Here is a 24,553-nt window from a genome sequence, read left to right on the forward strand (position 1 = left end):
CTGCATGGACCCGGTCCTCGCCGATCTGCCGACCGACCGTGTCCTCGCCCTGTCCGGGGCGGACACCGGCGCGGTGGCCATGGCGATCGCCCGCGACCACGCGGAGCTGGCCGTCGTCGTGCACCGCCCGGCCTCGGCGTACGCCATGCCGGCGGATTTCGCGCGCGCCGCGCTGGACCGGCTCGAACAGGTGGCCGTCGAGCTGCTGCCGGCCTGGCTCCCGGAAGCCGCGCACGGCGTCCGCCCGGATACCTCCGGGCTCGCGGCCGTGCGGGCCGCGGCCGCCGCTCTCGCCCGCCGGGACCGCTACCCGGGTTCCTTCCTGACCGACCTGGCCGTCTTCGCGGTGACCGGGCGACGCCCCGCCACCAGGGCGCTCCCGCTACGCGCCACGGCGTCCGCGCTGGCGCGTCTCGTCGCCGCCGCGTTCGGCCGGCGGAAGGTGGTGCTGCTCGTCGGGCCGGTCGACGACGCCGCCGTGATCGCGGCCGGTGCCGCGTGGCTCGTGCAGCACGGCGGCCCGGCGGTCTGGCTGGCCGGAGCGGGTACGGCCGGACTGGACGGGCTGCCGGTGTTCCGCGTCGCACCCGCGACGGTGCCCGCCGGGCACGCTCCGGTGGCGGGCCGGCCGCATCCGGGCAGCGACGCGGAGAAGCTGCTGGAGGCGGCGCTCGCGGCTCAGAGCTGGGCAGCCGGACGGAGATGGAACCAGAGCTACCAGTCGCACCGCCTTTCCGCGCCGGTGCGACTGGATCTAGTGTGGCCGGACGAGCGGTGCGTGGTGGAGATCGACGGCCCGGAGCACTGCCGCCCGGTCCGCTTCGAGGCCGACCGGCAACGCGACGTCCAGCTGCAACTGGACGGCTATGCCGTCCTGCGCTTCACCAACGCCCGAGTAGTTCACGACGTCGGCACCGTGGTCACGCAGATCGGCACCTATCTGCGGGCACGTCGCCGAGACCTGGCGGAAGGACGGCACCATGGCCGGCGATGACCTGACCGCATCCGAGAGCGCGATCCTCGTCGTGCTCATGGCCGAGGCGCGGGAGGTGCTGAGCACCGAGCTGCGGGACCGCTACGGCCTGGTCGTACGCAAGCCGCAGCGCGACAAGCTCACCCGCCTGCACTACGTGGCCAGCCGCAAGAGCGGGCCGACATACGCCCTGCAACTGGACGACAAGGGCTGGGTCCGGATGCAGAGCGACCTCGACTTCACGCTGCGGGGCGCGAGCGCGCTCGGCGCCGCCCTCACCGCGTTGCAGGCGCACCTGCGCGACCGGGTCCTGGGGCGCAGCGGCTGCGCGACGCTCGCCGAACTCTTCGCGCTCACCGACGTGCGCGCGCCGGCCGCCGAGCCGTCCGGATCGCTGACCGCGCGTGTGGTCAGCGCGTACCGGGCGCTCGCCGACGAGCCCGGCGCCTGGGTGAGCCTGCGCCGGCTGCGGCCGTTCCTCGCCGACGTGCCCCGCGACGACGTGGACGAGGCGCTGCGCCGGCTCAGCCGGTCCGAGGGCGTCACCATCGCGCCGGAGTCGAACCAGAAGACGCTCACCGAGGCGGACGTCGCGGCCGCGCTGCGCCTCGGCGGGCAGGAGAACCACCTGCTGGCGATCGGCGTGTGATGAACGAGGCGGAACGGAACGCGCTGGCCACCCTGCGGTTCGACTGGGCGCCGGTGCCCGACGACGTGTGGCGGCCACTGCCCTTCCACGTCGAAGGTCTGCACGTGCCGGTCGTCCGGGACGTGCTCGCCGGAGTGGACGAGGCCGCGTCGAACCCGCACGGCAGCCCGCTCGGCCTGGTCGTCCAGGGCCAGCGCGGCTCCGGCAAGACCCACCTGCTGGGCGTGATCCGCCAGCAGGTGCAGGAGCGGAACGGCTACTTCTTCCTGGTCGGCCTGCTCGACGCCGGTGGCTTCTGGGACGGCGTGCTCGCCGCGATGCTCGACGGCCTGTCGCGGCCGGTGCCCGGCAGCCGCGAGACACAACTCAAACTGCTGCTGCGGCGCCTGTCCGCGCTCGTGGGGGCGCCCCGGACGGCGCGCCGGGCGGTCATGGGCGACACCGAACTGACCAAGGCGGCGCTGGACGCCTTCCTGGACGGGCTCGGGGACTTCGACAGGCACGCGGCCCGCACCTGTCAGGAGACGGCGCGTGCGCTCGCGCTGAGCGCCTCCGAGGACATCGCCCACCGCGACATCGCGGAGAACTACTTCCTCTCGGGCGAGGAAATGGTCGCCGGGGAACGCGCGGCTTGGGGCATGCGCCGCGTCCCGCGCCCGGCCCAGCAGATCGTGCAGGACCTCTCCTGGCTGCTCGCCCTCACCGGCCCGTCCGTCGTGGCGATCGACCAGGTCGACACGCTCATCGCGCAGTTGGCCATCCAGAGCGACCCGGCCCTGGCCGGCGCGGTCGACATGAGCCCCGAGCAGGCGCTGATGCTGGCCCGGATGGCGGACGGCCTGATGGCGTTGCGGCAGACGACCCGGCGCACGCTCACCGTCCTCGCCTGCATCCCGAACTCGTGGACCATCATCAAGTCCACAGCCGCCGACACCGTGGCCGACCGGTTCCGGGAGACGCCGCCGCTGCGCCGCATCGACGACGCCGACCTGGCCCGGGCGATCATCGAGAAGCGGTTCACCCTCCGCTACCGGGAGGCGGGGTTCGTCCCGCCGTACCCGTCGTGGCCGGTGTCCCCGCGCGCCTTTGCCGAGGCCGGGGCGTTCACCCCGCGTCAGCTGCTCATCGAGATCGACGGGCACATCCGCGAATGCCTCGCCGCTGACGAGGTCCGGGAGATGACCACGCTCGGCGATCCGCCCACCGCCGAACCTCGGGCGCCCCGACCTGCCCCGGTGGCCGCCACCGGCGAGGAGATGGACCGCTACGACGCCCGTTTCGCCGAGCTGCGGGAGGCCGCCGACGTCACCGGTCCGCTCCGGCGGGCGTCGGAGGACGAGGCGATGCCGCCGCTGCTCGCCGCCGGGCTCACCGCTTGGATCCTGGAGCGGGGCGACGCGGGCGAGGCGTTCAGCGTCGACCCGCCCCCGAGCACCGACCCGCCGCTGCACGCCCGGCTGCGGCTCACGCTCGACGAGCGCACCGAGGACCAGGTGCACTGGTGTTTCCGGGCGATCGGCGACGACCACCACGGCAACGCGGCGCTGGCCCGGCTTCGCAAGGCGTCGGTGGCCGCCGCCCTCGACACCGGTTCCGGCCGGCGGAAGCTGTTCCTGCTGCGCAACCGTGCCTGGTCGACAAGCGCGGCCACCCGCAAGGCGGTGGGCGCGTTCACCGAGGCGGGTGGCCAGACGCTCGGCATCGACGACGAGGACGTGCGCGTTCTCTCCGCGCTGCGGGTCATGCTCGCCGAGGCCACCATGGACCTGCAGGGCTGGCTGGCCGAGCGCCGGCCGACCCGGGAGCTGAAGTTCCTCCAGCACGCGCTGGCCGACGTGGACCGCTGGACCACCGACGGCGGACCGTCGCCGGAACCGACCGAGCCGGCGGCCCAGCCGACCCCGGAGCCCGTCGCGGCCACCGTGCCCGACGCCGACCCGGCGTTCGTCGTCGGGCACGGGTACGACGACGGGGAACCCGTGCCGCTGGCGCTGGAGGCGCTGCGCAAGCACACCACGATCTTTGCCGGCTCCGGCTCCGGCAAGACAGTCCTCATCCGCCGCATCGTCGAGGAGTGCGCGCTGGCGGGCGTCTCCGCCATCGTGCTCGACCCGAACAACGACCTCGCCCGGCTCGGCGAGGGGTGGCCCGAGCCGCCCGCGCAGTGGCGCCCGGGTGACGCGGAGCGGGCCCGGGACTACCTTGCCCACACCGACGTCGTCGTCTGGACACCGCGCCGCAACTCGGGCCGCCCGCTGAGCTTCCAGCCGCTGCCCGACTTCACTGGCGTACGCGACGACCCGGACGAGTTCGCCGAGGCCGTCGAGGCGGCCGTCGCGGCCCTCGCGCCGCGCGCCATGGTCACCGGCCGGGCCACCCGGGCCCACCTCGGGCTGGCCGTGCTGCGCAAGGCCGTCGAGCACTACGGCCGGCGTGGCGGTTCCCGACTGCAGGGCCTCGTCGACACGCTCGCCGACCTGCCGGACGGGATCATCGACCTGGACGACGCCGACAAGATCGGTCTCAGCCTGGCACAGACCCTGACCGCCGCCATGGTGAACGACCCGCTGTTCGGGGGCGAGGGCACACCGATGGACCCTGGCGTGCTGCTCACCCCCGCCCCCGGCAAGCGGGCCCGCGTCTCGGTGGTCAGCCTGGTCGGTCTGCCGTCCGACGATGTACGGCAGAGCTTCGTCAACCAGCTCCAGATGGCGCTGTTCGCCTGGATCAAGAAGAACCCGGCCGGAGACCGGCCGCTGCTCGGGCTGCTCATCATGGACGAGGCGCAGACGTTCGCCCCGTCCGGCGCGATGACCGCGTGCACCCAGAGCACGCTGGCGCTCGCCGCCCAGGCCCGCAAGTACGGGCTCGGGCTGATCTTCGCCACCCAGGCGCCGAAGAGCCTGCACAACCGCATCCCGGGCAACGCGGCGACCCAGCTGTACGGCCTGATGAACAGCCCGATTCAGATCGAGACGGCCCGCGAGATGGCCCGGGCCAAGGGCGGCGACGTGCCGGACATCTCCCGCCTGACCGTCGGCGAGTTCTACCTCGCCGCCGAGGGCGCGGCGCCCCGCAAGATCCGGACCCCGCTCTCACTGACCCACCACCCGCGCAGTCCGCTCACCGTCGAGGAGGTGCTGGACCGCGCTCGCGGCGGTCAGGGACGCAGCACGTAGCGTCCGCGTACCCCGCCCTCGGCCGCCGCCCGGTGGGCGTCCGCCACCCGGTCCAGCGGCACCACCGCGTGCACCCGAGCCGGCAGCTCACCGGCGGCGGTGCGGGCGAGCAGGTCGGCCAGACGTACCCCGTCGGCGTGCACCTCGACCGCGCGCACCGTGACACCGCGTTCGGCGGCCGGGTGGGCGTTCGGCCGTACCCCGACGAACACGCCGCCGTCGCCCACCAGCGCGAGCCCTCGGTCCTGGAGCGCCGCGGCGTCGGCGACCGCGTCCCAGCCCGGCTCGGCGGCGGTGGTGAAGTCGGCGCCGAGCCCGCGGACGAACTTCTCGTCCCCGGCCCGCGCGAGGCCGGTCACCCGCCATCCCCGGTCCCGGGCGAGCGGCACGACGTAGCCGCCGACCGCGCCGGCCGCGCCGGTGACCAGCAGCCGGCCGCCGGCGGGCGGGTCACCGAGCAGGTCGACGATCTGCGCCGCGGTCAGGCCGTTGAGCGGCACTGCCGCCGCCGCCACCAGGTCCAGATCATCGGGTACGACGGCCAGGTCGGCGGCGGGCACGACGAGCTGCTCGGCGTACGTGCCGAAGTCGCGGTCGAACCCGCCGACCAGCCCGGCGACAGGGGTGCCCACGGCGAGGTCGACGCCCGGCCCGGCCGCGGCGACGACACCGGCGAAGTCCCAGCCCAGGCCGGTGTGGTGCGGCTGGTGGATGAGCCCCAGCGAGTGGAAGAAGCCGCTGACGACGCCGAGGTCGGCCGGGTTGACCGGCGCCGCCGCGACGTCCACCCGGACCTCGCCGGGCCCCGGCTCGCGCTCCGGAACGTCGATGATCTCGATGGCCTCGGGTCCGCCCGGGGTGCGGACGACTGCGGCGCGGAAGGTACGCGTACCCATGGTTCTGTCTCCTTGGTCGTGAGGGATGCCCTGCTCCACGATGGAGGGGTAACTTTCCATCGGGAAGTACGCACTTCGGAGTGCGTTGGGTACCCCCGGGTAGGAGGCGCGGACGATGCCGACGCAGACGGCGGCGGAGAAGCGGGCGCAGGCGCGGGAGGAGTACGACGCGTTCCTCGCCGGCTGCCCGAGCCRGCAACTCCTGGACCGGATCTCCGACAAGTGGGTGGCGCTGATCCTGGCCGCGCTCGGCCGCGACGGGCCCGACCGCAACGCGGAACCCCGGGTCATGCGCTACTCCGAGCTGTCGCGGCGGCTGGCCGGGGTCAGCCAGAAGATGCTCACCCAGACGTTGCGCTCACTGGAACGCGACGGCCTTGTCACCCGCACCGTGACGCCGAGCGTGCCGGTGACTGTCACCTACGAGCTGACCGACCTCGGTCAGTCGCTGCACCAGCTGATGTACGGCATGAAGCTGTGGGCCGAGGCGCACATGGACGAGGTGCACGCCAACCGCGAGCGGTACGACGCCGCCGGTCACTGACCGGATCTCCGAAACTTTCGGTCGTGCTCGCGCTTCTCGGCGCCCTTCGCTCGCACGGTCATCCATGGACTCCCGCGCTGATCAGCCGGTTGAGTCCATGTTCGCGTCGACATCGACATTGACCGATCGTGCCGTCGCGGATATCTTCCCAGGGAAGTTACCGGTACATCTTCGAAAAGTTTCAGGGCAGTGACGCGGGGGTGGGCGCACCGCCGGCTCCCACCCGCGTCAAGCCGGGCATCGCCAGCGCATCATCGTCCGATATGCAGAGGAGTGTCATGAAACATCTACCGAGGCGCAGCCACCGCGTGGTGCTGGCCGCCGTCAGCAGCGCGCTGGCTCTCGCCGGCGCCGCGCTCGTGGTGCCCACCATTGCCCAGGCGGCGGCGAGCACGCTCGGTGCCGCCGCAGCACAGTCGGGCCGCTACTTCGGCACCGCCATCGCGGCGAACCGACTGGGCGACTCGACGTACAGCACGATCGCGGCGCGTGAGTTCAACATGATCACCGCCGAGAACGAGATGAAGCCGGAAGCGCTCCAGCCCAACCGGGGCCAGTTCAACTTCTCCTCCGGCGACCAGATCTACAACTGGGCCACCCAGCGCGGTCTCCAGGTCCGCGGCCACACCCTCGCGTGGCACGCGCAGCAGCCGGGCTGGATGCAGAGCCTGAACGGCAGCAACCTGCGTCAGGCGATGATCGACCACATCAACGGCGTGATGGCCCACTACAAGGGCAAGCTGGCCGCGTGGGACGTGGTGAACGAGGCGTTCAACGAGGACGGCAGCCGCCGCAGCTCCAACCTCCAGGGCACCGGCAACGACTGGATCGAGGTGGCGTTCCGCACCGCGCGGGCGGCCGACCCGTCGACGAAGCTGTGCTACAACGACTACAACATCGAGAACTGGTCGTACGGCAAGACGCAGGGCGTGTACAACATGATCCGGGACTTCAAGTCCCGGGGTGTGCCGATCGACTGCGTGGGTCTGCAGACCCACTTCACCGGTGGTAGCTCGYTGCCGGGCAACTTCCAGACCACGCTGCAGAACTTCGCCGCGCTGGGTGTGGACGTGGCGCTGACCGAGGTCGACGTCACCAACTCCTCGACCAGCCAGTACGCCGGTCTGACGCAGGCGTGCATCAACGTGCCGCGCTGCATCGGCATCACCGTGTGGGGCGTGCGTGACAGCGACTCGTGGCGTTCCAACGAGAGCCCGCTGCTGTTCGACGGCGGAGGCAACAAGAAGGCCGCGTACAACTCGGTCCTCAACGTCCTCAACTCCGCGTCGCCCAACCCCACGCCGACCGCGACCGTCTCGCCGACCGTGTCCCCGACCGCCGGGCCGACCGGCGGACCGACCACGCCGCCGCCGACCACCGGCGCGAGCCGGATCGTCGGCAGCCAGTCCGGCCGGTGCATCGACGTGCCGAACTCCTCGCAGAGCAACGGCACCCGGGTGCAGCTCTACGACTGCCACGGCCAGACCAACCAGCGGTGGACCTACACCTCCAGCCGGCAGCTGACCGTGTACGGCTCGATGTGCCTGGACGCCGCCGGCTCCGGCAACGGCTCGGCGGTCCAGATCTACAGCTGCAACGGCCAGACGAACCAGCAGTGGAACGTCAACTCCAACGGCACCATCACCGGAGTCCAGTCCGGCCGCTGCCTCGACGTCTGGGGCACCGGCAACGGCCAGCAGGTGCAGATCTACGACTGCAACGGCCAGGCCAACCAGCGGTTCCAGCTCGTCGCGACGAGCTGACCTTCGCGTACGGAAAACGGCTCACCGTCGTGGTCTCGGCCACGGCGGTGAGCCGCTTTCGTGGTGCTCGCGTGCTGCCGGTGTCAGCCGATCAGCAACTCCGTGCGGTAGTCGGCGGCCAGCGCGGCGGCCCGGTTCCGGCGCTCGGCCTGCTCCTCCTCGGTGAGAGCCGGCGGCGGCGAAGTGGGGCCGTCCACCCGGTCGCCGACGCGCAGGAAATACTCGTCCTGCCCGGCCGGCGTGCACATGCACAGCAGCCGCGCCGGCTGGTCGAAGGAGTTGCGGAAGAAATGCGGCGCGTTCGCCGGAATGTTCACCGTCTCCCCGGCCCGCGCGACGGTCTGCTCGCCCCGGAACGTGAACTCCACCGCCCCGTCGAGCACCGTGAACATCTCCTCGAAGTCGTGCCGGTGCGGAGGCGGCCCACCACCCGGCGGAACCCGCATGTCGATCAGGCAGTACCGGCCGGCCGTCTGCTCACCGGTGACCAGGATCGTGTAGGTGCCGCCCGCGATGGCGAGGTGCGCCAGGCCGGGGTCGTCGGGCCGGGCATGGACGAGGGTACGGGTCGGATCGTCGGACGGGATCGCACCGCTGGCCATCGGCTCTCTCCTCGATCGTCGGTCTGCGGATCGATTCCCCTCATAGCCATCCGCCAAGCTGCTAAACCTGGGGCGCTTTCCGTGGTGGGACCGTCATGCCGGGCGGCGGGCGACAACCGCCAGGGCCATGCCGAAGAACTTCAACGGCGAGCGTTCGATAGCGTCGGTCACCGGCCGGATGCGACGCCCGAAGCGGGACCTGTCGAACGGCGGCATGATGTAGTCCACCGCTACCGGCTCCAGCCCGGCCCGCCGCAACTGCGCGGACAAGCCACGGGCGGTGAAGGAACGGGCGTCGGCGAGCCGACGGTGCAGCGGCACGATCCACGGCAGGAACGGGCCCCGCGCCGGCCGGTACCGCCGGCCCCGGATCAGGAAGCCGTGCGTCTCGAACGGGAACCACCGGTTGGGCGTCGTCAGCGCGAACCGGCCGCCGGGCACGAGCACGCGGTGGACCTGCCGCAGGGCGGCATCCAGGTCATCGATGTGCTCCACCACCTCGATGGCGGTGACCAGGTCGAAGCTGCCGTCCGGGTAGTCCAGCTCGGTGGCGGACAACTCCCGCACGTTGATCTTCCGGGCGGCCGCCGGATCGCCGGCCAGCCGCTCCCGGAACAGTTTCAGCCGATCCTGCTGGACGTCGACGGCCTCGATCTGCGCGAACGCGTCGACCAGCCGCATGGTGTACGTGCCGTCCCCGCAGCCGATCTCCAGTAATCGCCGGCCGGTCAGCGATGTGTGCCGGCCCAATGTGCCGAGCCTCTTCGCCACCCCACGCTCGCCGAATGCGCTGCCGTGCCCCAGCCCCAGATTGCGATTCGCATTCACCATGGTCGCTGACCATAGACCTAACGAGCGTTAGCGTGGGGGCGTCGATCGACAGGCAGTGCCGGCTCTGGCCGACCCCTCTGGCGTCCCGATCTCCGACACCGGAGGGGCCGGCGCGTACGCGGTCGTAGTGCCGGGAACACCGGCACCGCCCGACCAGGTGCCGTCGGGATACTGAGCGGTGACGACATAGGGCGCGTTGCCGACGGGGAACTCGAAGTCCGTCACGGGCGAGAACTCACCCTCCGTCGGCCGGACCTAGTCGGCCTGCCTGGTCCAGCCGAGAAAGCGGCGGTGCAACACCCCGGCTGGCGTCCACGGCATGTCCTCAGTGGCTTGGACCAGGTAGGCGCCGAGGTAGAGGGCCAGTGACACGGGAGCGCGGTCATACTCCGCGCGCAGCTCGCGTTTCCGTGTCGGGCAGGGCCAGGGCAGATCGCAACCTCCGCAGCTCCAGACCGGCATGACCGGGCCGTGGGTGGTCACCGCACACCCTCGAGGAAACGGGCGGTGATCGTCCGTGCCTGCCGGCTGGTCGCCCATTCCACCTGCCAGCAGGGGTACGGCGACAGCCGCGACCACCAGGCGCGGCAGCCGGTGCACATGCCGTCGAACCCTCGGACATGCACGGCCAGGATCGCCTGCTCCAGGTCGTCCTTCACGACGCGTCCTCTCCCGGCCAGTGGCCACGATTGATAGGGATTCGGTGCCGGGCGCGGCAGGGCAGATCTGCTCCGCAGCGGCAGATCCGTCGCCACTTCCGCCAGCACCAGACAGGGCGGTGCCTCCGGGCGAGAGTGAGTGCCGTCGCGACCAGGTAGTCCTCGTACGAGACGTGTCGTTCTCTCGGAGTCGTCCGGCCCGCCCTTCGGCTCATCGCTGCTCTGCCGCGTCCTGCGCCGGTTCACGGTTGCCTTCGGGGCGTCGTAGCTGCGCTGCCAGGTCGAGTAGGCGCTGTTGCGCTGCCGCGCGCTCGGCGTCCTGGTACCGCTGCCCTGTTCCGGGCGGTGATGCCGGATCGGGTTGCCGGAACAGCCATCGCACCAACGGACACAGGCGACCCCGGATAGTCACGAGCCCGTCCTGTCGTGCAAGGTCGAGAAGGCGAGCCTGACCGGCGGCTCAGAGCCGTAGACGAACATCCCGCCCGGCGGGTCGTCAACGTCGAAGTCCATGCCGGAGACGGTCCCGCCGAGTGGGGTGCGGTGACCATGTCGACTGGTCATGTCACGGTGACATGAGCGGACTCGACCCTGCCCGTACACCGACCGTAGGCTCCTGACCGACCACCATGGGTAGTCGTCTGACGACGCTGGGAGCCGTTGTGCTGCTGGAAAATCTCCGGATACCCGACGACCTCTGGTCGCGCGAGGACATGCACAAGGCTCTGGCGGCCCGCGACATCGGTGCCGTGTTCCGGCTGCTCGCTCGGCAGACCGACGCGAGCCAAACTCGCATCGGTGCGGCTGTCGGCCTGGAGCAGGGCTACATCAGCCGGATCATCGCCGGCCGACGGGTGACCTCGATCGACGTGCTGGAGCGGATCGCCGACGGCTGCGGCATGCCCGACGAAGCTCGAATGACGCTGGGCCTCGCGCCCTGCCTGCGGTCATATCGCCCGGCCATGGCGGATCACTCCCTCGGTCGGCACAGTGACGTGCCGGCCAACCGGTCCTGGCGCGAGGACGTCCGGGCCGCCGCGCAGCTATGGGAAGGCGATGTGAACCGTCGAGACATGCTTCGCCAGACAGTGTTCAGCTCCACCGCGTACACCTTGCCCGCCCTACGCTGGTTCACCGCCACCACGGCGCAGCCCGTCGAGCAAGAGGGCCGACGAACGGTCGGTCAACCCGACATCGACACGATCCGGCAGATGACCGCCACTTATCGGCGACTCGACAACCAGTACGGCAGCGGGCATGCCCGCGACAACGTCACCCGCTTCCTGCACCACGAGGTGGCGCCCCTGGTGACCGAGGGCCGGTACGACCCGGCGACCGGCCGCAGACTGCTCGCCGCTGCTGCCGAACTGACGCAGCTCGCCGGGTGGCAGGCGTACGACATGGCCGAACACGGCCTCGCCCAGCGATACCTCACGCATGCCCTGGACCTCGCCCGAACGGCCGCCGACGCCGGCCTTGGTGCCGAGATCCTCGCCGCGATGAGCCATCAAGCCACCTACCTCGGGCACGCCGCCACGGGGGTCGACCTCGCCCGCGCCGCCCGGCAGACAGCACAACGCGCCGGCCTCACGGCGCTGACTGCCGAAGCGCTGGTCATGGAAGCGCATGCCCACGCTGTCGCCCTCCACGAACGCGACTGCGCGACCGCGCTTCACCAAGCGGAGCGAACCCTCGACCGAGCGGACCGCAGCAGCGATCCTCAGTGGCTCGGCTACTTCGACGAGGCGTACCTGTCGGCCAAGTTCGGCCACTGCTTCCACGCGCTCGGTCAACACCGCCGAGCCGAGCGCTTCGCCGCTCGCTCACTCAAGATGGACGAGCGCTACGTACGCGGCAAAGCCTTCAACCTCGCCCTGCTGGCCAGCGTCCACGCTCGCCACGGCGAGCCGGAACGCGCCAGTGCCGTCGGCGCGGAGGCGCTCACCCTGACCACCCAACTGCGGTCGGCTCGTGCCGTCCGCTACCTACGCGATCTGCAGACCGGTCTGGCGCCCCACCGCCGCAAGCCGGCAGTACGGCAGTTCATCACCCGGGTCGACGCGGCGCTCGGCCAGCGGCGCTGACTACAGCTCACCCCGAGCCTTGCGCGCCATCAGCTCCAACACGGCGATCACCGTGCCGGCACCCACGATCTCTCCCTCGGAGATGAGTTGCCGCGTCTCCTCCAGCGGAACCCAGGCCACCCGCTCCGTCTCGTTGACGTCCACCGGAGCACCGGTGTACTCCGCGGTCCGGGTAAGGAACAGCAAGTTCTCCGCGTCTGCGGTTGCTACCCAAGGCTGAAACGACACCAAGGGCTCCACGGCGCCCGGGCGCCAGCCGGTTTCCTCCTCGACCTCGCGGATCGCGCAGGTCGCCGCGTCCTCGCCCTCATCGACGTAGCCGCCAGGTAGCTCCCACACCCATCTGTCGAATACGAACCGGTGCCGCCGCATCAGCAACAGGCGCTCCTGGCCGTCGAGCACGGCAACCATGGCCGACCGGGGCGCCCGGATCACGTACTGCTCGAAGCGGACCCCGTCCGGCAACTCCACGTCGGCGATGCTCAACCGGGAGCGCCGGCTGCCGTCCACTACCCGCTCGCCGTGAATCGTCCAGCGCGTCGACCTGCTAGCCAGTTCCTCCGTCACACGGCCAGTATCCGACCAGCGGTGCCGGGTCGCGGCCCGCGGCGCCCGCGACTCGGCTCGACCCCGGAGGACCCGGGAGGCGGTATGTGGTGGGCCGGCAGAGCTTCGAACCTTGCATCACGTCCGCGATGAGGCCGTTGATGAGCTCGACCAGCTTTTGGCCGTGTGGCTGAGGTACTGGTTCTAGTCAGCCGCGTCGCCCTTCTCGAGCTCCTCCATCGAACGGCGCAGCGCGGCGGCGTTGGCCGGGCTGCGAAAGAGGTACTCGGTTTCCTTCATCGCCTCGTACTCGGCAAGCGGAACGATGACCACCGGCTCGTGGCCCGAGCGGGTCACCACCACTTCCTCGGCGTCGTTGATGACGCTGTCGAGTTCAGCGGCCAGGTTCAGCCTTAGCTGGGTGAAGTTGACGGCCCGCATGACCACCTCCAGAGCAAGCGGCCCGCGCCTCGTCCTGGGCGAACCGCTGAGCCAAGATCGAGCCCACACAATGGGGCCGTTGAGCTGCAAGAGAGTGGGCCGCCAGTGACTCGAACCCTGAACCTATGGATTGCCGGCGAACTGGCTGGGTCGGGCGCGGTGCGAGGTCATCGGGCCTGTTGGCGCGCTTCTCGGCTTGGTTCGGCTGGCACGGTTGCTGTACTTCGCTGCTGTACTGCTGGCATCAGATAAGCCGTTGAATGCGGACCTTGGGGCGCTCGTTTCTGAGGTGGCCTTGCTTGTGCTGGCGGACCTGCTCCTCCCAGACCTCCTGGTCGTAGTCCAGGTCTGGCGGGGTCCACCGGTGGGAGCCGTCGCTGTAGTGGAACTTCTCGTCCCCGGGCCGAAGGATGCTCATCGGGTCCAGCCGAGGAATCGGTGGTGCAGGTGGCCGGCGGGGACGTGGGCCAGGTCCTGGGCGGCGTCGACGAGCTGGGCGGCCAGGTAGAGAGCCATCGAGACAGGGGCGCGGTCGTACTCCGCTCGCAGCTCCCGCCGCCGCGTCTGGCAGGGCCAGTCGGCACCGCAGCCGCCGCAGCTCCAAGCCGGTGTGACCGGGAGGTGAGTCGTCATCTCCGCAGCTCCTTCGCCGCCTGGTTCGTTGGTCGGGCGTCTTGCCGGTCGTCCTCAGAAGGCCAGTGGCCTCGATTGATCGGTATCCGATGCGTCGTACGACAGGGCAGCTCGCTTCCGCATCGGCAGACCCTCCGCCATCGCTCCCATGACCAGACCGGCCGGTGCCGCCTGGCCAGAGTGAGCGCGACGGCGATCAGGTACTCCTCGTACGAGACACGAGGCATCGGGCCTCCCTCGGCTCTCGACCAAGGTCGCGGGTGTTCCCGCAGACCGGCTCAGCGCAATGCCGCAGCTCGCATCACCGTAACGACGTAGGACTGTAGATACAATAAGATGTAGAGCTGTTGGACACGTAGCGTCACTTTCGTGATCGACCCGAGTGCGGATCGCGCCGTGTTCCGGCAGCTCGCAGACCTCCTGCGAGACCGGATCACCTCTGGCGACCTCGCGCCCGGGGCTTCACTTCCCAGCGAACTGCGGTTGGCTCAGGAGTACGGGCTGAGCCGTACGAGTGTCCGACAAGCAGTAGCGCTGCTCCGGTCGGAAGGGCTCGTGATCGTGGAACCGCCGCGCGGCACTTTCGTTCGGGCCGTCGAGCCGACCGAGACGGTGACTCTCCTCAAGGGCGACACCGCCACTGCTCGGATGCCTACCCCTGTCGAGCGGCGCGAGCTGGAGATGGGCGAGGGCATCCCGGTGATCGTGATCTTCCGCGCCGACGGCTCCCGCGAGCTGTACGCCGCCGATCGCATCCGCGTCGGCCGCTGACGCAACCTCGGCGACCCCCGTCGGGGGATGCGGACACAACTTGCCGACCGGCGTCGGCGAAGGTCAGACAGTGACGACCAGCAGGTAGCCGACACCGGCACGCGACATGTGTTGGTGCCTACAGCGAAAGGTCTTGCTGCCTCACTGCTGCCTCTCTCTAGACCCCGTCCGTGACGAAGGCGACACTCACCACATGCAATGGGTGACTGCCGTTCTGTCGTTCCTTGGCGGCCTGATCTCAGCAACCATCGCGGCCTACGTTGTGATGAGGACGAACAACCAGCGGATGGTCGCTGAGGTCCGGGCTCGTTGGGACGGTGCACTTTTTGAGCGGAGCGCTGCCTTCGTTGCTTCGGCGCGTACCCTGCGACACCTGGCAGAACATCCGTCGCGGAGCGAGAGCGAGGACGGCCATCGGAAGGCGCTCGACGAAGCGCACCAAGGGATGCGTGTAGCGTGCGAGCAGCTGCGCCTGCTGGGGAACCTGAGGGTGCAGTCTGCGGCTCGGCTGGTGACTCGCCACGCTTATGCGGTGAGAGCTCGGGCCGAACAGTGCCTGGACCCACGGGCAGCGGAGTACCCCTCCATGTCGCCGACTGCCCGACTCAACGACGCTCTCCAGGAGTTCTACCGCGCGGTCCGCGCGCAGCTCGGCGCAGAAGACCCCGAGACCGTCTTGCATGACGATGACTTGGATGCCTCACGGGCGACTCAGAACGAGCTGCGATGAGCGCTCCGGCCGCGCGAAGCAGCGCACCTGACATCTCGCTTACAAGCTCTGTGCGTCGCGTCCGCACGCGTCCGGCAACGGCTGCACGCTCGGAACCTCGTTCATGCCAGTCCTCGTCTGCGTGCCGCCGTCCGGCGCGGTTGCTGTCAGCGTTGCTGTCGACAGCCATTTCGCTGGCGCTACTCGTGAACTGCCGGGCAATCGCAGTCTCCCGCGTGGCCCCTTGGCTCACGGCAGAAGTACCAGTAGGCCCCGGGATCAGGCCCCCCACCCTTTGGGTGGAAGCGCTTGTTGCACGGTTCGACATCGTCAGCGTCGCCTTCGTAGAAGCCCAGGCCGCCGCACCCGGGACACTCGCCGCTGACAGTGGTCGACTCATCAAGTCCGTCTGGGACGTTTATGGTCCCTACGCCCTCGCAGTCCTCGCACTCGAAGAAGTACTCGTCCGGGTCGTCTCCCGGCCCGGTGTTGACGCGCTTGGGCACTTAAATCCTCCTCGGAATCCCGGGTCTCAACTTAGTGCCGGACAGCGAGAGCGCAACATGCTCGGTCCGACCATGACCCGACTCGTCTCGCCACCACCGCGAGCGGCAGGCAGCGGAACGGTTCGACGCCGACAAGTGGGCCGACCCGGGCCTGCTCTTTGCCACCACCGTTGGGCTGGCCCCCGCTGGGGGATGCGGATTCAACCCGTCGGCTGGTGGCAGCCAGTGGCGGCCCGCATCGACGAGCAGGTCCCGGACCTGAACGGTTGACGTTCGTGGCCGACTCGCATCGAGGTTGGCGCTGCCTTCTCGCTGCCTCGCTGACGCCCGACACCGTGGACGCATCGGAGCCCGCGATGTGCCGCGGCCTCCAGATGCGCATGGTTGTCGTACCCGTGGCTCAGACTGGACACGGCCCACCCATGGCTGAAGGGAAGCGATATGACCATGGCTTTCGTTGAGGGCGAGCCGTGCCCGGAGTGCGGTGTCACCGTAACTGCGGTAAGCGGCCCGGAGGGGCAGGACACCTCCGGCGGCAATGTCCGGCCTGGGACTGTCCGCGAGGAACTGGTGTGGACGGCTGAGCCATGCCGGCATCAGCGTCGGGTCAACCTGACCGACCTGAGCTGATCATGGGAGAGGTCTCGCCCGACCCACCTGGGCGGGACCTCTTCTCACCGCACCCGCAACGGCACAAGCCGGTGTGTCGTACCCAATTGGGCATGCACTGTAAATCCGTCGCGAAAGCTTCAGAGGTTCGAATCCTCTACCCGCCACCAGGTGCAAACACGGCCCTTGACCAGCAGGAATGCTGATCGGGGGCCGTTGTCGTTGATCTAGCCAAGTCCGGTTGAGTACAGCCGTTCACGACTGGTTGTGGGCAGATGGTGGGCAGGCCGATCTTTCCCGTCAGGGCTTCTCTGGGGCTGCGAACGCCCGTGCTCCGGGAGGTTGTCGGCCCTGGCTTGATCGCACCTGGAGCACGGGCTGAGGCTGCCGCGGGCTTAGCTGGCTGCGTAGGTAGCCGGGGGCAAGCCAGTCCCGGGGTTGGACTGGCGCGGCAGTCGGAAGCCCTGGCCCTCGATCAGGTCGACCTGCCGGCTTCCGTGCCGCCTAGCCTTGGTCGTGCTGGGTCTGGATCGGTGAAGTTCGGGGCGGCGGTCCGGCGGCAGTCGGTGGCTCTCCGCCCCGGCGCCGAAGGCGGCCGGGGCGGCTTGCCGCCGGCCGGCTCACCGCCCGCGCCGCGCGGAGCGCGGCACCTTGATCCAGAACAGAGGAAATCGGCAGCAGCGTGAGGAGATGAGGAGATGAGGGAGCCGAGGAGCGAAGACATCTCGCTTACAAGTTCTGTACATCGCGTCCACACACGTCCGGGAACGGCTGCACGCTCGACCCTAGTCCCTGCCAGTGCGCCACAGCGTGCCGCTGTCCGGCGCGGTTGCTGTCAGCGTTGCCGTACACAGCCGTCCCGCCGCCGTCCGCAGACCAACCCCCTCGGGGGAGCCGGGTGGGCTACGTCTACGGCGCTCTGCGACACGGTGGCAGGGACACATAACATACCCTTACCGCCGTGGTTGCAGGCGAGCTAACCGAACGTGCAGAGGCACGCCGAACCCAGGCGTTGGCTTTGATCGACCCTCGCCGTCAAGCAGCGCTTGGACAGTTCTTCACACCGCAGGGCGCCGCCACCCTCATCGCCTCCATGCCGACGCTGCCGGCGGCCGGCACGCTCCGGGTCCTTGACCCAGGGGCCGGTTCTGGCTCCCTGACCGCAGCTCTTGTCTCGCGGGCGCTAGAGGAGTCACCGAACCTGCGGCTAGAAGTGGTTGCCGTGGAGATTGATTCAGCCGTCGTTGCCCAGCTGAGGGCGACACTTGAGGACGCGGCCAAGACGGCGAAATCACTGGGACGCCATGTAAAGACCAAGGTCGTCGTAGGCGACTTTGTCGATATTGCGTCGCGCCAACTAGTGCCATCCCTCTCTAAGCCCTTCGACCTAGTAATCATGAACCCGCCTTACCGCAAGCTCTCCGCGGCTTCACAACACCGAATCGCCCTGGCCAAATTGGGGGTCGATTGCCCCAATCTGTACGCAGCTTTCGTCGCCCTCGCGGCAAAAGCGCTAGCCCCAAATGGCCAGCTTGTTGCCATCACTCCGCAATCTTTCACCAACGGCCCGCACTTCAGCGAGTTCCGGCATTTCATTCTCCAACACCTCACCCTGAACAGAATCCACCTTTTCAAGTCTCGCTCTACGGTGTTCTCCGACACGGGGGTGCTTCAAGAGAACATCGTCTTCTCCGCTACCCGGGGTGGCCCAGAGGCAGACGTCACCATCCTTTCAAGCCACGGTCATGCCGACAGTCCAGTAAGCCTGCGGGTTCGTTATGATCAGGTTGTTTTGCCTGGCGACACGGAGAAGTTCATCCGGGTTCCTTCGACAGGAACCGATCTAGCGCTTGCTCAAACAATGGCCAAATTGCCCTGCCGCCTCAGCGAACTTAAGCTGCGAGTGTCGACTGGAAAAGTCGTTGACTTTCGCTCGACCCAGTACCTCCGCGATGATCCATGCTCTGACTGCGTTCCACTTGTCTACCCCGGAAATCTCCGAAGCGGGATCGTTGAATGGCCTAGAGGCATTCGCAAGCCGCAAGGTTTTCTACCGAAGGATTTAGGGGCGCAGAAGCTCCTGCTGCCGTCCGGATGCTACGTCGTCGTGAAGCGATTTTCCGCTAAGGAGGAGCGAAAAAGAGTGGTGGCGGCAGTATGGGATCCTAAGCTCAACGGCAATAAGCCGATAGCGTTCGAAAACCACCTCAACGTCATTCACTCGGACGGAGCAGGGCTGAGCCGTGACTTGGCAGTAGGGTTGAGCCTTTGGCTCAACAGTACCTTCGTTGACCGCGCCTTCCGGACTTTCTCCGGCCACACACAGGTGAATGCGACGGATCTCCGCTCTATGCGATTCCCGAACGAGGAGACCTTGAGCAGTCTTGGAAGCGGCCAGCCCTTGGCGCTACCCGAACAAGAGAAGATCGATGCCCTGGTCGCGGTTGCTACTCCCACCGCCTGGGTTGAATGCTCAAGTACAGCCCCTAGATAACGGCTAAATCGGCCGCGATGCCAAGCCAAGGTCATTGCGAGAAGCTGGCGTAGGAGCTGCTGGCGGCCGATTCTGCATCGTCAACCTCCCTTTCCCGCGTGTCCGTCCTTACTGTCGGCGTACTTGGCACTGCCGGCGTCACGTTGCTGAGGTAGAACTCGGGTACAAAGCGCGGAGGCGGGTGCGACCTGTCGGATGTAATCCATGTGCCCATCGGCTTTCGGCAGCAAGCCATCATCGTGTCCTAGGTCAACCCTCATGGTGCCGGCGCAACAAACCCCGTCACGGCGGCCGCGAGCATAGAGAGGTAACAGATGCGTGGCGCTTACATTCGGAATCTTCGGACAGCACTCGCCGGATAGCTGAGTACAAGCAACACGGGCCTCCGCCGCCCCCGTGCGTATGCCTTCAACGATTTCAGGCCGAGGATTGGGATAGCGGCCCCGTCCAAGGGAGATAGCCACCTGCCGAGGGCGAACCGCTTGTGCAAGTTGATAAGCAAATAGCCCGGCGTCGACGGGGTTGCTGCCTGACAGACCGCCGTGATGTGGAAACACAAGAATTTCTGCGGAGAGGTCTTGCCTGGTGTCCCGGAGGTGGTCAAAACCAATCTCGTCAAGATCTCCCGTTATTAACGCGAGCCGTCGGTCCTCGACCTTGACCAATATTACCGCGCTGACCGAATTGGAGGTAAGACGGCGATCCAAATGATCCCGCGCTCCTGGCCCTAGCATCACCAGCCGATCCCTCGGCGCCAGAACCGACAGTTCGACGCCTGGAATGTCGACCGAGATCTCATCTCCTTCACGCAGCTGCACCTGAAGATCGAGCTGATGTCTGCGTCTACAATCGTCCACTTCGTAAGCAAGGCTTTGCCAAATCTCGCTGCTCTTGGCGGAGTCAGTGTTCAGGAGCACCCGACGAACCTCAAAGTCGTCCGCCCCGAGCAATGCGACCAGGCCCCTGATGTGGTCGCTGTCCGCGTGAGACAAAACCACGGTGTCGATGATGCGGATCCCCTGCTCCAGCAGATACTCCAAAACCGAGGCGCTAGGGCCGCTGTCGACTAGAACAGCGCTGTCCTTCCCGGCAATAACGGCGCAGCTACCGTGGCCGACGTCGATAATAGTGAGGGATCCTACGGACTTGGGCCCATCGGAATTCAACGCGTCTCCCAATCACACAGGTACAACTCTTCGGGAGATTCAGCTCCCAAATTGGCCCGTGCATGACAACGCCAATCATCGCGAACCATCGTGGCCACCTCCTGCGGCAGGTCGGTCAACGAGACTCGAATTACGTCGTTCCGTTCCCAGCCAGGGATCTCAGCGAAATAGGTGTTCCTCTGGTCGTCGTCCTTGGAGAGGAAGTGGACCTGTGTACGCCACGGCCGCCGATGCGGACGGAAGTTGCCATTTAGCTCGAACAAGCATTCTTTCAAGCCATCCATCAGCGTATCTACCGTAAGTTCGTCCGGAGTCATCAGGACCGGTATCCATCGGCGATAAGGCCGAATGTGTTCGATCTGAGCCTTCTCCCAACGAGTGCAGAGCAGGGCCGGAAAGTTCTCTTTGTACCAACGAGCTACTAGCTGTGCGCCAGAAAATGAAGCATAGGCGCGGCCGCCCAACCTATAATCACACAACGCCGCGTCAGCGTATTGGCTGATATGTCGGCTGCGGAGATAGTCGTCCAATGAGCCAAGTGGGCCATCTTCTGCGACAGGCTCTAACTCGGCGTCTTCTACCGTGTAGCTGTAACTCTTCCTGCTTTCCGGCTGGTCATCGACAATCGCCACACGACTTAGTTGCCTGCTCAATAACTCAACGGCCACGCCTAGACCCCCAGTATCGGCAACTCGACCACGAAGGAGGCTCCCCCCAACACGCCGTTCGGCTCTGCGTTGACGGTCCCACCTAGGTCCGAAACTGCATCTCTGACAATCGTCAATCCAAGCCCCGTGCCGTTGGGTCGAGATGTCTGTCCGGGCAACCAAATGTCGCGAACTTTGACGCCCTCGATACCTGGGCCGTTGTCAGCAACGGTAAGGTGCCACACGTCCTCAACAACCTCGGTCCGTACCAACATCCTCCGCTCGTGATCAGTACTACTTTCGAAGGCGGTGAGACTATTGTTCAGGAAATTGGTGAGAATGGACTCAATCGCAGCATCCGTGCCTCGCATATAGGGTTGGCCAGGTGCGAGGTCCACCTCTAGCTCAACCTCTCGATCATCGAGGAAGGGGGCGAACGTCGCCAGCACTTGTTGGACCACTTGGTGTAGATCGATCCGACCGAGTCGCCGCTTGTCCGCATCAATTAGTCGCAACGTTGCAGTCGACAAAACTCCCAAGGTGGAGCAAGCATTGCGAATACTTGAGACAGGATCCGCGAGTACGTCATATTTTTCGCCCAATTCACGCCTGGCGCGACGTTCAATTGCATTGACAGACTGCCCGATCACCTTGAGGGGATTTCCCCCGCTCTCGTGCGCGAAGGTGGCCGCAGTGATCCCGGCCGTACTAAGAGTTCGGTAAAGCTGTACCTCGCGTCGGAGTGCATCTGTCTCTCGTTGCCGCTCTCGGTCGTACTTTTGTAGCGCTATATTCAACTCTGTCTTGAGTTCTGCTGGAGCCCGCTCAATCTGCTCCTTGAGGGTTGCTCTTGAGCGCTGGGTTCGAGTCTGAGTAGTTTTCCGCTCCCGCCGCCGGCGCGCCTCCGCCGCTGCGAGCCGGCGTCGCGCCATCCATTCGAGCGAATCCTGCGCAAAAGCGCGCAGCTCCTCGAAGGTGTGGTCCTCGATAAAACCTGACCGGTCCGTCTTCTGAGCTAGTCGCCCTGATACGTCTGTTACGGACACTCTACCGATGGAGGTGTTGGTGCTTGGGCGCTCTTCTGGGCTCTGTACGCGGCGGAGGTTCATGTCCAGCCAGTCGTTCCCGGCGTTGCCGTAGGAGCCGACGCGGAGTCCATTCAGGTATAGATGGACTCCACCGAATTGATCAATCCAGCTGCGAACCTCGTGGACGGTTGTGCTTCTGGTGGAGAATGCTTGGCTATTTAGAATGAAGGCCCACAAGTCGAAATCAGCATTTGGGGCGTTATAAGCTGGAGACTCCCTGCGGATTGATAACTCCTGGTGGTCCCCTTCGAAGAGGACGTTGCCCCGCCAATCAACTACCGCCGCGGATGCTTTCCCGTCTCGCAGTTTTGCTACCAGATGATATTCGGCATCGTCGAAATAGCGGCGCTCGACGAGTTCGGCGAGGTCTTGGAACTCCTTTGAGCGCAACACTGGCCGGAAAGCGCGGGGATCATCGGAAAAAGGGTCCGCCAACAAAATGAGGGATCTGGCAAGCCTCTTGACTTCCATTCTTCCGATCGGGCCGCCGAGGTCTGTGATCCGGACAGTGGTTCCGGCCTTTCTTGAGGAGCGGGGCCGCGATACAACGGATACATTGACATCTTCCACCAGCGCTGCATTGTCAAACTCGTGCCAGTCGATCTCGACTGCATACTCGTTATCCGTCTGACGTGGCCTGGTGACCATTTCCACCGTGCGGCCGAGCCTAAGCGCGGCTAGCCGGCCGAGCCCCTTGTTGCCTGCGGGGATGCGACCCTTTCGCGTCCGGGCGGCCGTTCTCTTGCGAGATCTACCGAGGACTAGCCAGCCATGAAGGATGTCGTCCAACTCCATGCCATCGCCGTCGTCGCGAATCTCGATTGAACCGCCTGCCTGACTTATAGAGTTCAGATAGACAGTGCAGGTGGCCGCGTCTGCGTCGTAGGCGTTCTTGACTAGCTCAAGGATGCCTTGGTCGATATTCGGGTTAAGTTCCTCACCGAGCCGGCGAAGGATATCTGTCGCAAACCGTATTGGAGCGCTCTTCATCTGAAGTCCCCTTCTCGGTGGGACTTTGCATCGAGTCGCATGTGGAGGCAGCACGGCGAATTGGTGGAGGCGCTCCACGGGGCTCGGTCCGTCGAGTGATCCAAGAGACCTCCTGGTGCGCTGGAGCTTCAGGCTACCGGCAACGGACCACAATGGGGAGTGCCTTCGGTACGCGCGGCAACGTCTAGCGTGGCCGTTCCAGCACTCCCTCGGAGCGAAGCCATCACTGTCTGCCGTCGACCCGCCCTCCTGGCGGCGGTCTGCTCGGCTTGCGCGGGTCGATGGCAGGCGGGATGGCCTACTCGCAACCACCCACGGACCGCGACCCGCCGACGGTCCCGGCCATCCTGGAGCCTGAGCGCCCCCGCCGGAGGCGCAGTAACCGCAACCCCGCGACTGCCGCCAGCTCGCCGACGCGGCCGGCCGTGCGCTCCCCTGCGCCGCGCGGGCTCGTGACTGCGCGGCCCGGCCGGCTGCCGGCCCACCACATCTTCGGTCAACGGCCTGTCGTTCTGCGGCGGCCCTCTGGGCTTGCCGCCATCCGCGCCAGCCGCCGGGCATCCGGCGTGACGGCCGCAGAGCGACAGCGGCAGCGGCTGGCGCGCGCCCAGGCGGCGGCGCGTGCGGCCCGTTGCGGGCCGCCTTGATAGACGTACAGAAAGTCCTCCCAACAAGCCGGCGGCCGGCGCCGGCGGCCGGCGCCTGCACCGCTTGATGGGTCGCATGTGAGCGCGTAGAAAGCCGATGGTTCGGCAACGGGCGATCGGGCTACGGTTCGCGGATGAGCATCCTGCCCGGCGCGACGAGACAATCGTTCGCGGGTCGCAATCTTCGGCATCGCACCCTGGACAGGCACTCCTTTAAGCTCTGCGACTTCCGGGGCGTCGACCTTCGGGGCGCCTCTCTTCGAGGTGCTCACTTCGCTGGCTGCGATCTGCGGGGAGCCGACCTGCGCGATGCGGATCTTTCGTACGCGCAGTTCACCTACGTGAGAACACACGATCCGGAGTACGGACGCACAGACGTAACCGGGGCCCGGTGGGACGGGGCCACCCTGCGAGGCGTAATCACCGAGCGCGTCCTCGGGTGGCCGGATGACCTCTCAGGCTCCGGCATTACTTCGGGTTGACGTGTCGGTACGCGGTGCTACTCTGGCGTCGTCGAGCGCGCCAGCGCGGCCTTCCTGCCGGATCGCTGAACTCGATTCTGGAGATGCCGAGCGGCCTTCCTGCCGCTGATGCGGGCCACGCCCCGCCGACTCTCGATCACACCGGCCGCCATGCCGGACCCCCGAATCCGCTAAGCGGCCCAGGACGGCCTTTGCATGCCGTCCACGATGGCCCGGATTCGCTGATCTCCACGGGTGGGGGCAGCCTGCGGCAACCCGCCGGATGCCGACATCCCAGCCTCCCCACCCGTGCCGGCCTCGATGCCAAAACCACGAGCGTGAAAGGACATGACCCATCGGCGGGAAGTGGCATCACCACGATTCCGCCCTCCGGCGTTAGCCGCCCTCTCGGCGGTGCCAGGAGACACGACGAACACCACCAGCGGACAGGCGTCCACGGGTTGGTGGTGCTTCGTCTCCCGTCCCTGCCACCCCCGCAAGAGGAGACAGCCATCTTCACCACCTACCGCCCCGGCTTCGCCGCCGGTCGTGACGCCCAGGTCCTGCATCGCGCCGCTACGCCGGAGTTCTCCGGCTGGCTGGAGCACACCCGCCCCGCCGGCGGCTGTGCTCGCCCGGTCCGCCTCAGCGGCACCATCGCCGCC

At 67.3% G+C, this 24,553-nt stretch carries 22 protein-coding genes and 1 pseudogene; 11 read left to right on the forward strand and 12 right to left on the reverse strand.

The genetic code is table 11. The features are described 5' to 3' along the window. Positions 1 to 4 precede the first annotated feature (4 nt). The 3 genes from A8711_RS11305 to A8711_RS11315 are packed head-to-tail and all read left to right on the forward strand — an operon-like array spanning position 5 to position 4,801. Positions 5 to 994: an endonuclease domain-containing protein gene (locus A8711_RS11305; protein ID WP_069088161.1), complete on the forward strand. Its 990-nt coding sequence runs from the start codon at positions 5 to 7 to the stop codon at positions 992 to 994. Further along, complete coding sequence (locus A8711_RS11310; protein ID WP_069088162.1) at positions 981 to 1,622, forward strand: hypothetical protein; 642 nt, start codon at positions 981 to 983, stop codon at positions 1,620 to 1,622. The genes A8711_RS11305 and A8711_RS11310 overlap by 14 nt, the downstream gene beginning before the upstream one ends. Then, complete coding sequence (locus A8711_RS11315) at positions 1,622 to 4,801, forward strand: ATP-binding protein (protein WP_069088163.1); 3,180 nt, start codon at positions 1,622 to 1,624, stop codon at positions 4,799 to 4,801. The genes A8711_RS11310 and A8711_RS11315 overlap by 1 nt, the downstream gene beginning before the upstream one ends. Here A8711_RS11315 and A8711_RS11320 read toward each other — a convergent pair. Then, positions 4,783 to 5,697, reverse strand: coding sequence for an NADP-dependent oxidoreductase (locus tag A8711_RS11320; RefSeq protein WP_069088164.1), 915 nt, complete (start codon positions 5,695 to 5,697; stop codon positions 4,783 to 4,785). The two genes, A8711_RS11315 and A8711_RS11320, sit on opposite strands and share 19 nt — an antisense overlap. A 115-nt stretch (positions 5,698 to 5,812) precedes the next feature. Between A8711_RS11320 and A8711_RS11325 the strand changes: the two genes are divergently transcribed. Together A8711_RS11325 and A8711_RS11330 are read left to right on the forward strand one after the other, a co-directional pair. Continuing rightward, positions 5,813 to 6,241, forward strand: coding sequence for a helix-turn-helix domain-containing protein (locus A8711_RS11325; protein ID WP_069088165.1), 429 nt, complete (start codon positions 5,813 to 5,815; stop codon positions 6,239 to 6,241). A 278-nt stretch (positions 6,242 to 6,519) separates the two neighbouring features. Continuing rightward, positions 6,520 to 8,004 (forward strand): endo-1,4-beta-xylanase, encoded by a 1,485-nt coding sequence (locus A8711_RS11330; RefSeq protein ID WP_069088166.1) that lies wholly within the window; start codon positions 6,520 to 6,522, stop codon positions 8,002 to 8,004. Positions 8,005 to 8,087: 83 nt separating this feature from the next. On the opposite strand, the gene A8711_RS11335 is transcribed toward A8711_RS11330, so the two are convergent. From A8711_RS11335 to A8711_RS33165, 4 genes are all read right to left on the reverse strand, one after another. Beyond that, positions 8,088 to 8,606, reverse strand: coding sequence for a cupin domain-containing protein (locus tag A8711_RS11335; protein WP_043327473.1), 519 nt, complete (start codon positions 8,604 to 8,606; stop codon positions 8,088 to 8,090). Positions 8,607 to 8,699: 93 nt separating this feature from the next. Next, positions 8,700 to 9,437 (reverse strand): class I SAM-dependent methyltransferase, encoded by a 738-nt coding sequence (locus A8711_RS11340; protein WP_069088167.1) that lies wholly within the window; start codon positions 9,435 to 9,437, stop codon positions 8,700 to 8,702. A gap of 255 nt (positions 9,438 to 9,692) precedes the next feature. Next, positions 9,693 to 9,920, reverse strand: a complete 228-nt coding sequence (locus A8711_RS32795; protein ID WP_043327471.1) for a hypothetical protein — start codon at positions 9,918 to 9,920, stop codon at positions 9,693 to 9,695. Continuing rightward, a complete protein-coding gene (locus A8711_RS33165; RefSeq protein ID WP_369830109.1) occupies positions 9,917 to 10,342 on the reverse strand; it encodes a hypothetical protein in 426 nt (141 codons plus the stop codon). The genes A8711_RS32795 and A8711_RS33165 overlap by 4 nt, the downstream gene beginning before the upstream one ends. 416 nt (positions 10,343 to 10,758) lie before the next feature. On the opposite strand from A8711_RS33165, the gene A8711_RS11355 reads away from it, so the two are divergent. Continuing rightward, entirely contained in the window at positions 10,759 to 12,180 is a 1,422-nt protein-coding gene (locus A8711_RS11355) for a helix-turn-helix domain-containing protein (RefSeq protein WP_069088168.1), read from the forward strand. Here A8711_RS11355 and A8711_RS11360 read toward each other — a convergent pair whose 3' ends face one another. The 3 genes from A8711_RS11360 to A8711_RS11370 all read right to left on the reverse strand — a co-directional run bounded on the left by A8711_RS11360 (position 12,181) and on the right by A8711_RS11370 (position 13,800). After that, complete coding sequence (locus A8711_RS11360; protein WP_069088169.1) at positions 12,181 to 12,747, reverse strand: NUDIX hydrolase; 567 nt, start codon at positions 12,745 to 12,747, stop codon at positions 12,181 to 12,183. Between the two features lie 183 nt (positions 12,748 to 12,930). After that, a complete protein-coding gene (locus tag A8711_RS11365; protein ID WP_069088170.1) occupies positions 12,931 to 13,167 on the reverse strand; it encodes a type II toxin-antitoxin system Phd/YefM family antitoxin in 237 nt (78 codons plus the stop codon). Between the two features lie 414 nt (positions 13,168 to 13,581). After that, positions 13,582 to 13,800 (reverse strand): flavin reductase, encoded by a 219-nt coding sequence (locus A8711_RS11370; RefSeq protein WP_069088171.1) that lies wholly within the window; start codon positions 13,798 to 13,800, stop codon positions 13,582 to 13,584. A 369-nt stretch (positions 13,801 to 14,169) separates the two neighbouring features. Here A8711_RS11370 and A8711_RS11375 point away from each other — a divergent pair, with 369 nt between their 5' ends. Then, positions 14,170 to 14,571, forward strand: coding sequence for a winged helix-turn-helix domain-containing protein (locus tag A8711_RS11375; RefSeq protein WP_069088172.1), 402 nt, complete (start codon positions 14,170 to 14,172; stop codon positions 14,569 to 14,571). A 193-nt stretch (positions 14,572 to 14,764) separates the two neighbouring features. After that, positions 14,765 to 15,301 (forward strand): hypothetical protein, encoded by a 537-nt coding sequence (locus A8711_RS11380; RefSeq protein ID WP_069088173.1) that lies wholly within the window; start codon positions 14,765 to 14,767, stop codon positions 15,299 to 15,301. Positions 15,302 to 15,480: 179 nt separating this feature from the next. Here A8711_RS11380 and A8711_RS32005 read toward each other — a convergent pair whose 3' ends face one another. After that, positions 15,481 to 15,786: a hypothetical protein gene (locus tag A8711_RS32005; RefSeq protein ID WP_124778921.1), complete on the reverse strand. Its 306-nt coding sequence runs from the start codon at positions 15,784 to 15,786 to the stop codon at positions 15,481 to 15,483. Between the two features lie 1,570 nt (positions 15,787 to 17,356). Between A8711_RS32005 and A8711_RS11385 the strand changes: the two genes are divergently transcribed. Then, on the forward strand, positions 17,357 to 18,889 hold the full coding sequence (locus A8711_RS11385) for a class I SAM-dependent methyltransferase (protein WP_069088174.1): 1,533 nt from the start codon (positions 17,357 to 17,359) through the stop codon (positions 18,887 to 18,889). 80 nt (positions 18,890 to 18,969) lie between these two features. On the opposite strand, the gene A8711_RS31475 is transcribed toward A8711_RS11385, so the two are convergent. Genes A8711_RS31475 through A8711_RS11390 form a run of 3 tightly spaced genes read right to left on the reverse strand, consistent with a single transcriptional unit; the run spans position 18,970 to position 22,780 of the window. Next, positions 18,970 to 20,067, reverse strand: a complete 1,098-nt coding sequence (locus tag A8711_RS31475; RefSeq protein WP_083296986.1) for a ComEC/Rec2 family competence protein — start codon at positions 20,065 to 20,067, stop codon at positions 18,970 to 18,972. Continuing rightward, a complete protein-coding gene (locus tag A8711_RS32010; RefSeq protein WP_124778920.1) occupies positions 20,052 to 20,723 on the reverse strand; it encodes a hypothetical protein in 672 nt (223 codons plus the stop codon). Before A8711_RS32010 ends, A8711_RS31475 begins: the two co-directional genes overlap by 16 nt. Before the next feature lie 2 nt (positions 20,724 to 20,725). Continuing rightward, positions 20,726 to 22,780 (reverse strand): ATP-binding protein, encoded by a 2,055-nt coding sequence (locus A8711_RS11390; RefSeq protein ID WP_069088175.1) that lies wholly within the window; start codon positions 22,778 to 22,780, stop codon positions 20,726 to 20,728. 781 nt (positions 22,781 to 23,561) lie between these two features. Here A8711_RS11390 and A8711_RS33170 point away from each other — a divergent pair. Together A8711_RS33170 and A8711_RS32015 are read left to right on the forward strand one after the other, a co-directional pair. After that, complete coding sequence (locus A8711_RS33170; RefSeq protein ID WP_083296988.1) at positions 23,562 to 23,909, forward strand: pentapeptide repeat-containing protein; 348 nt, start codon at positions 23,562 to 23,564, stop codon at positions 23,907 to 23,909. 446 nt (positions 23,910 to 24,355) lie between these two features. Beyond that, a pseudogene (locus A8711_RS32015) lies at positions 24,356 to 24,553 on the forward strand (hypothetical protein); the annotation flags it as partial.

Origin of the sequence: Micromonospora sp. II, assembly GCF_001709195.1 — a bacterium.
GTDB lineage: Bacteria > Actinomycetota > Actinomycetes > Mycobacteriales > Micromonosporaceae > Micromonospora > Micromonospora chalcea.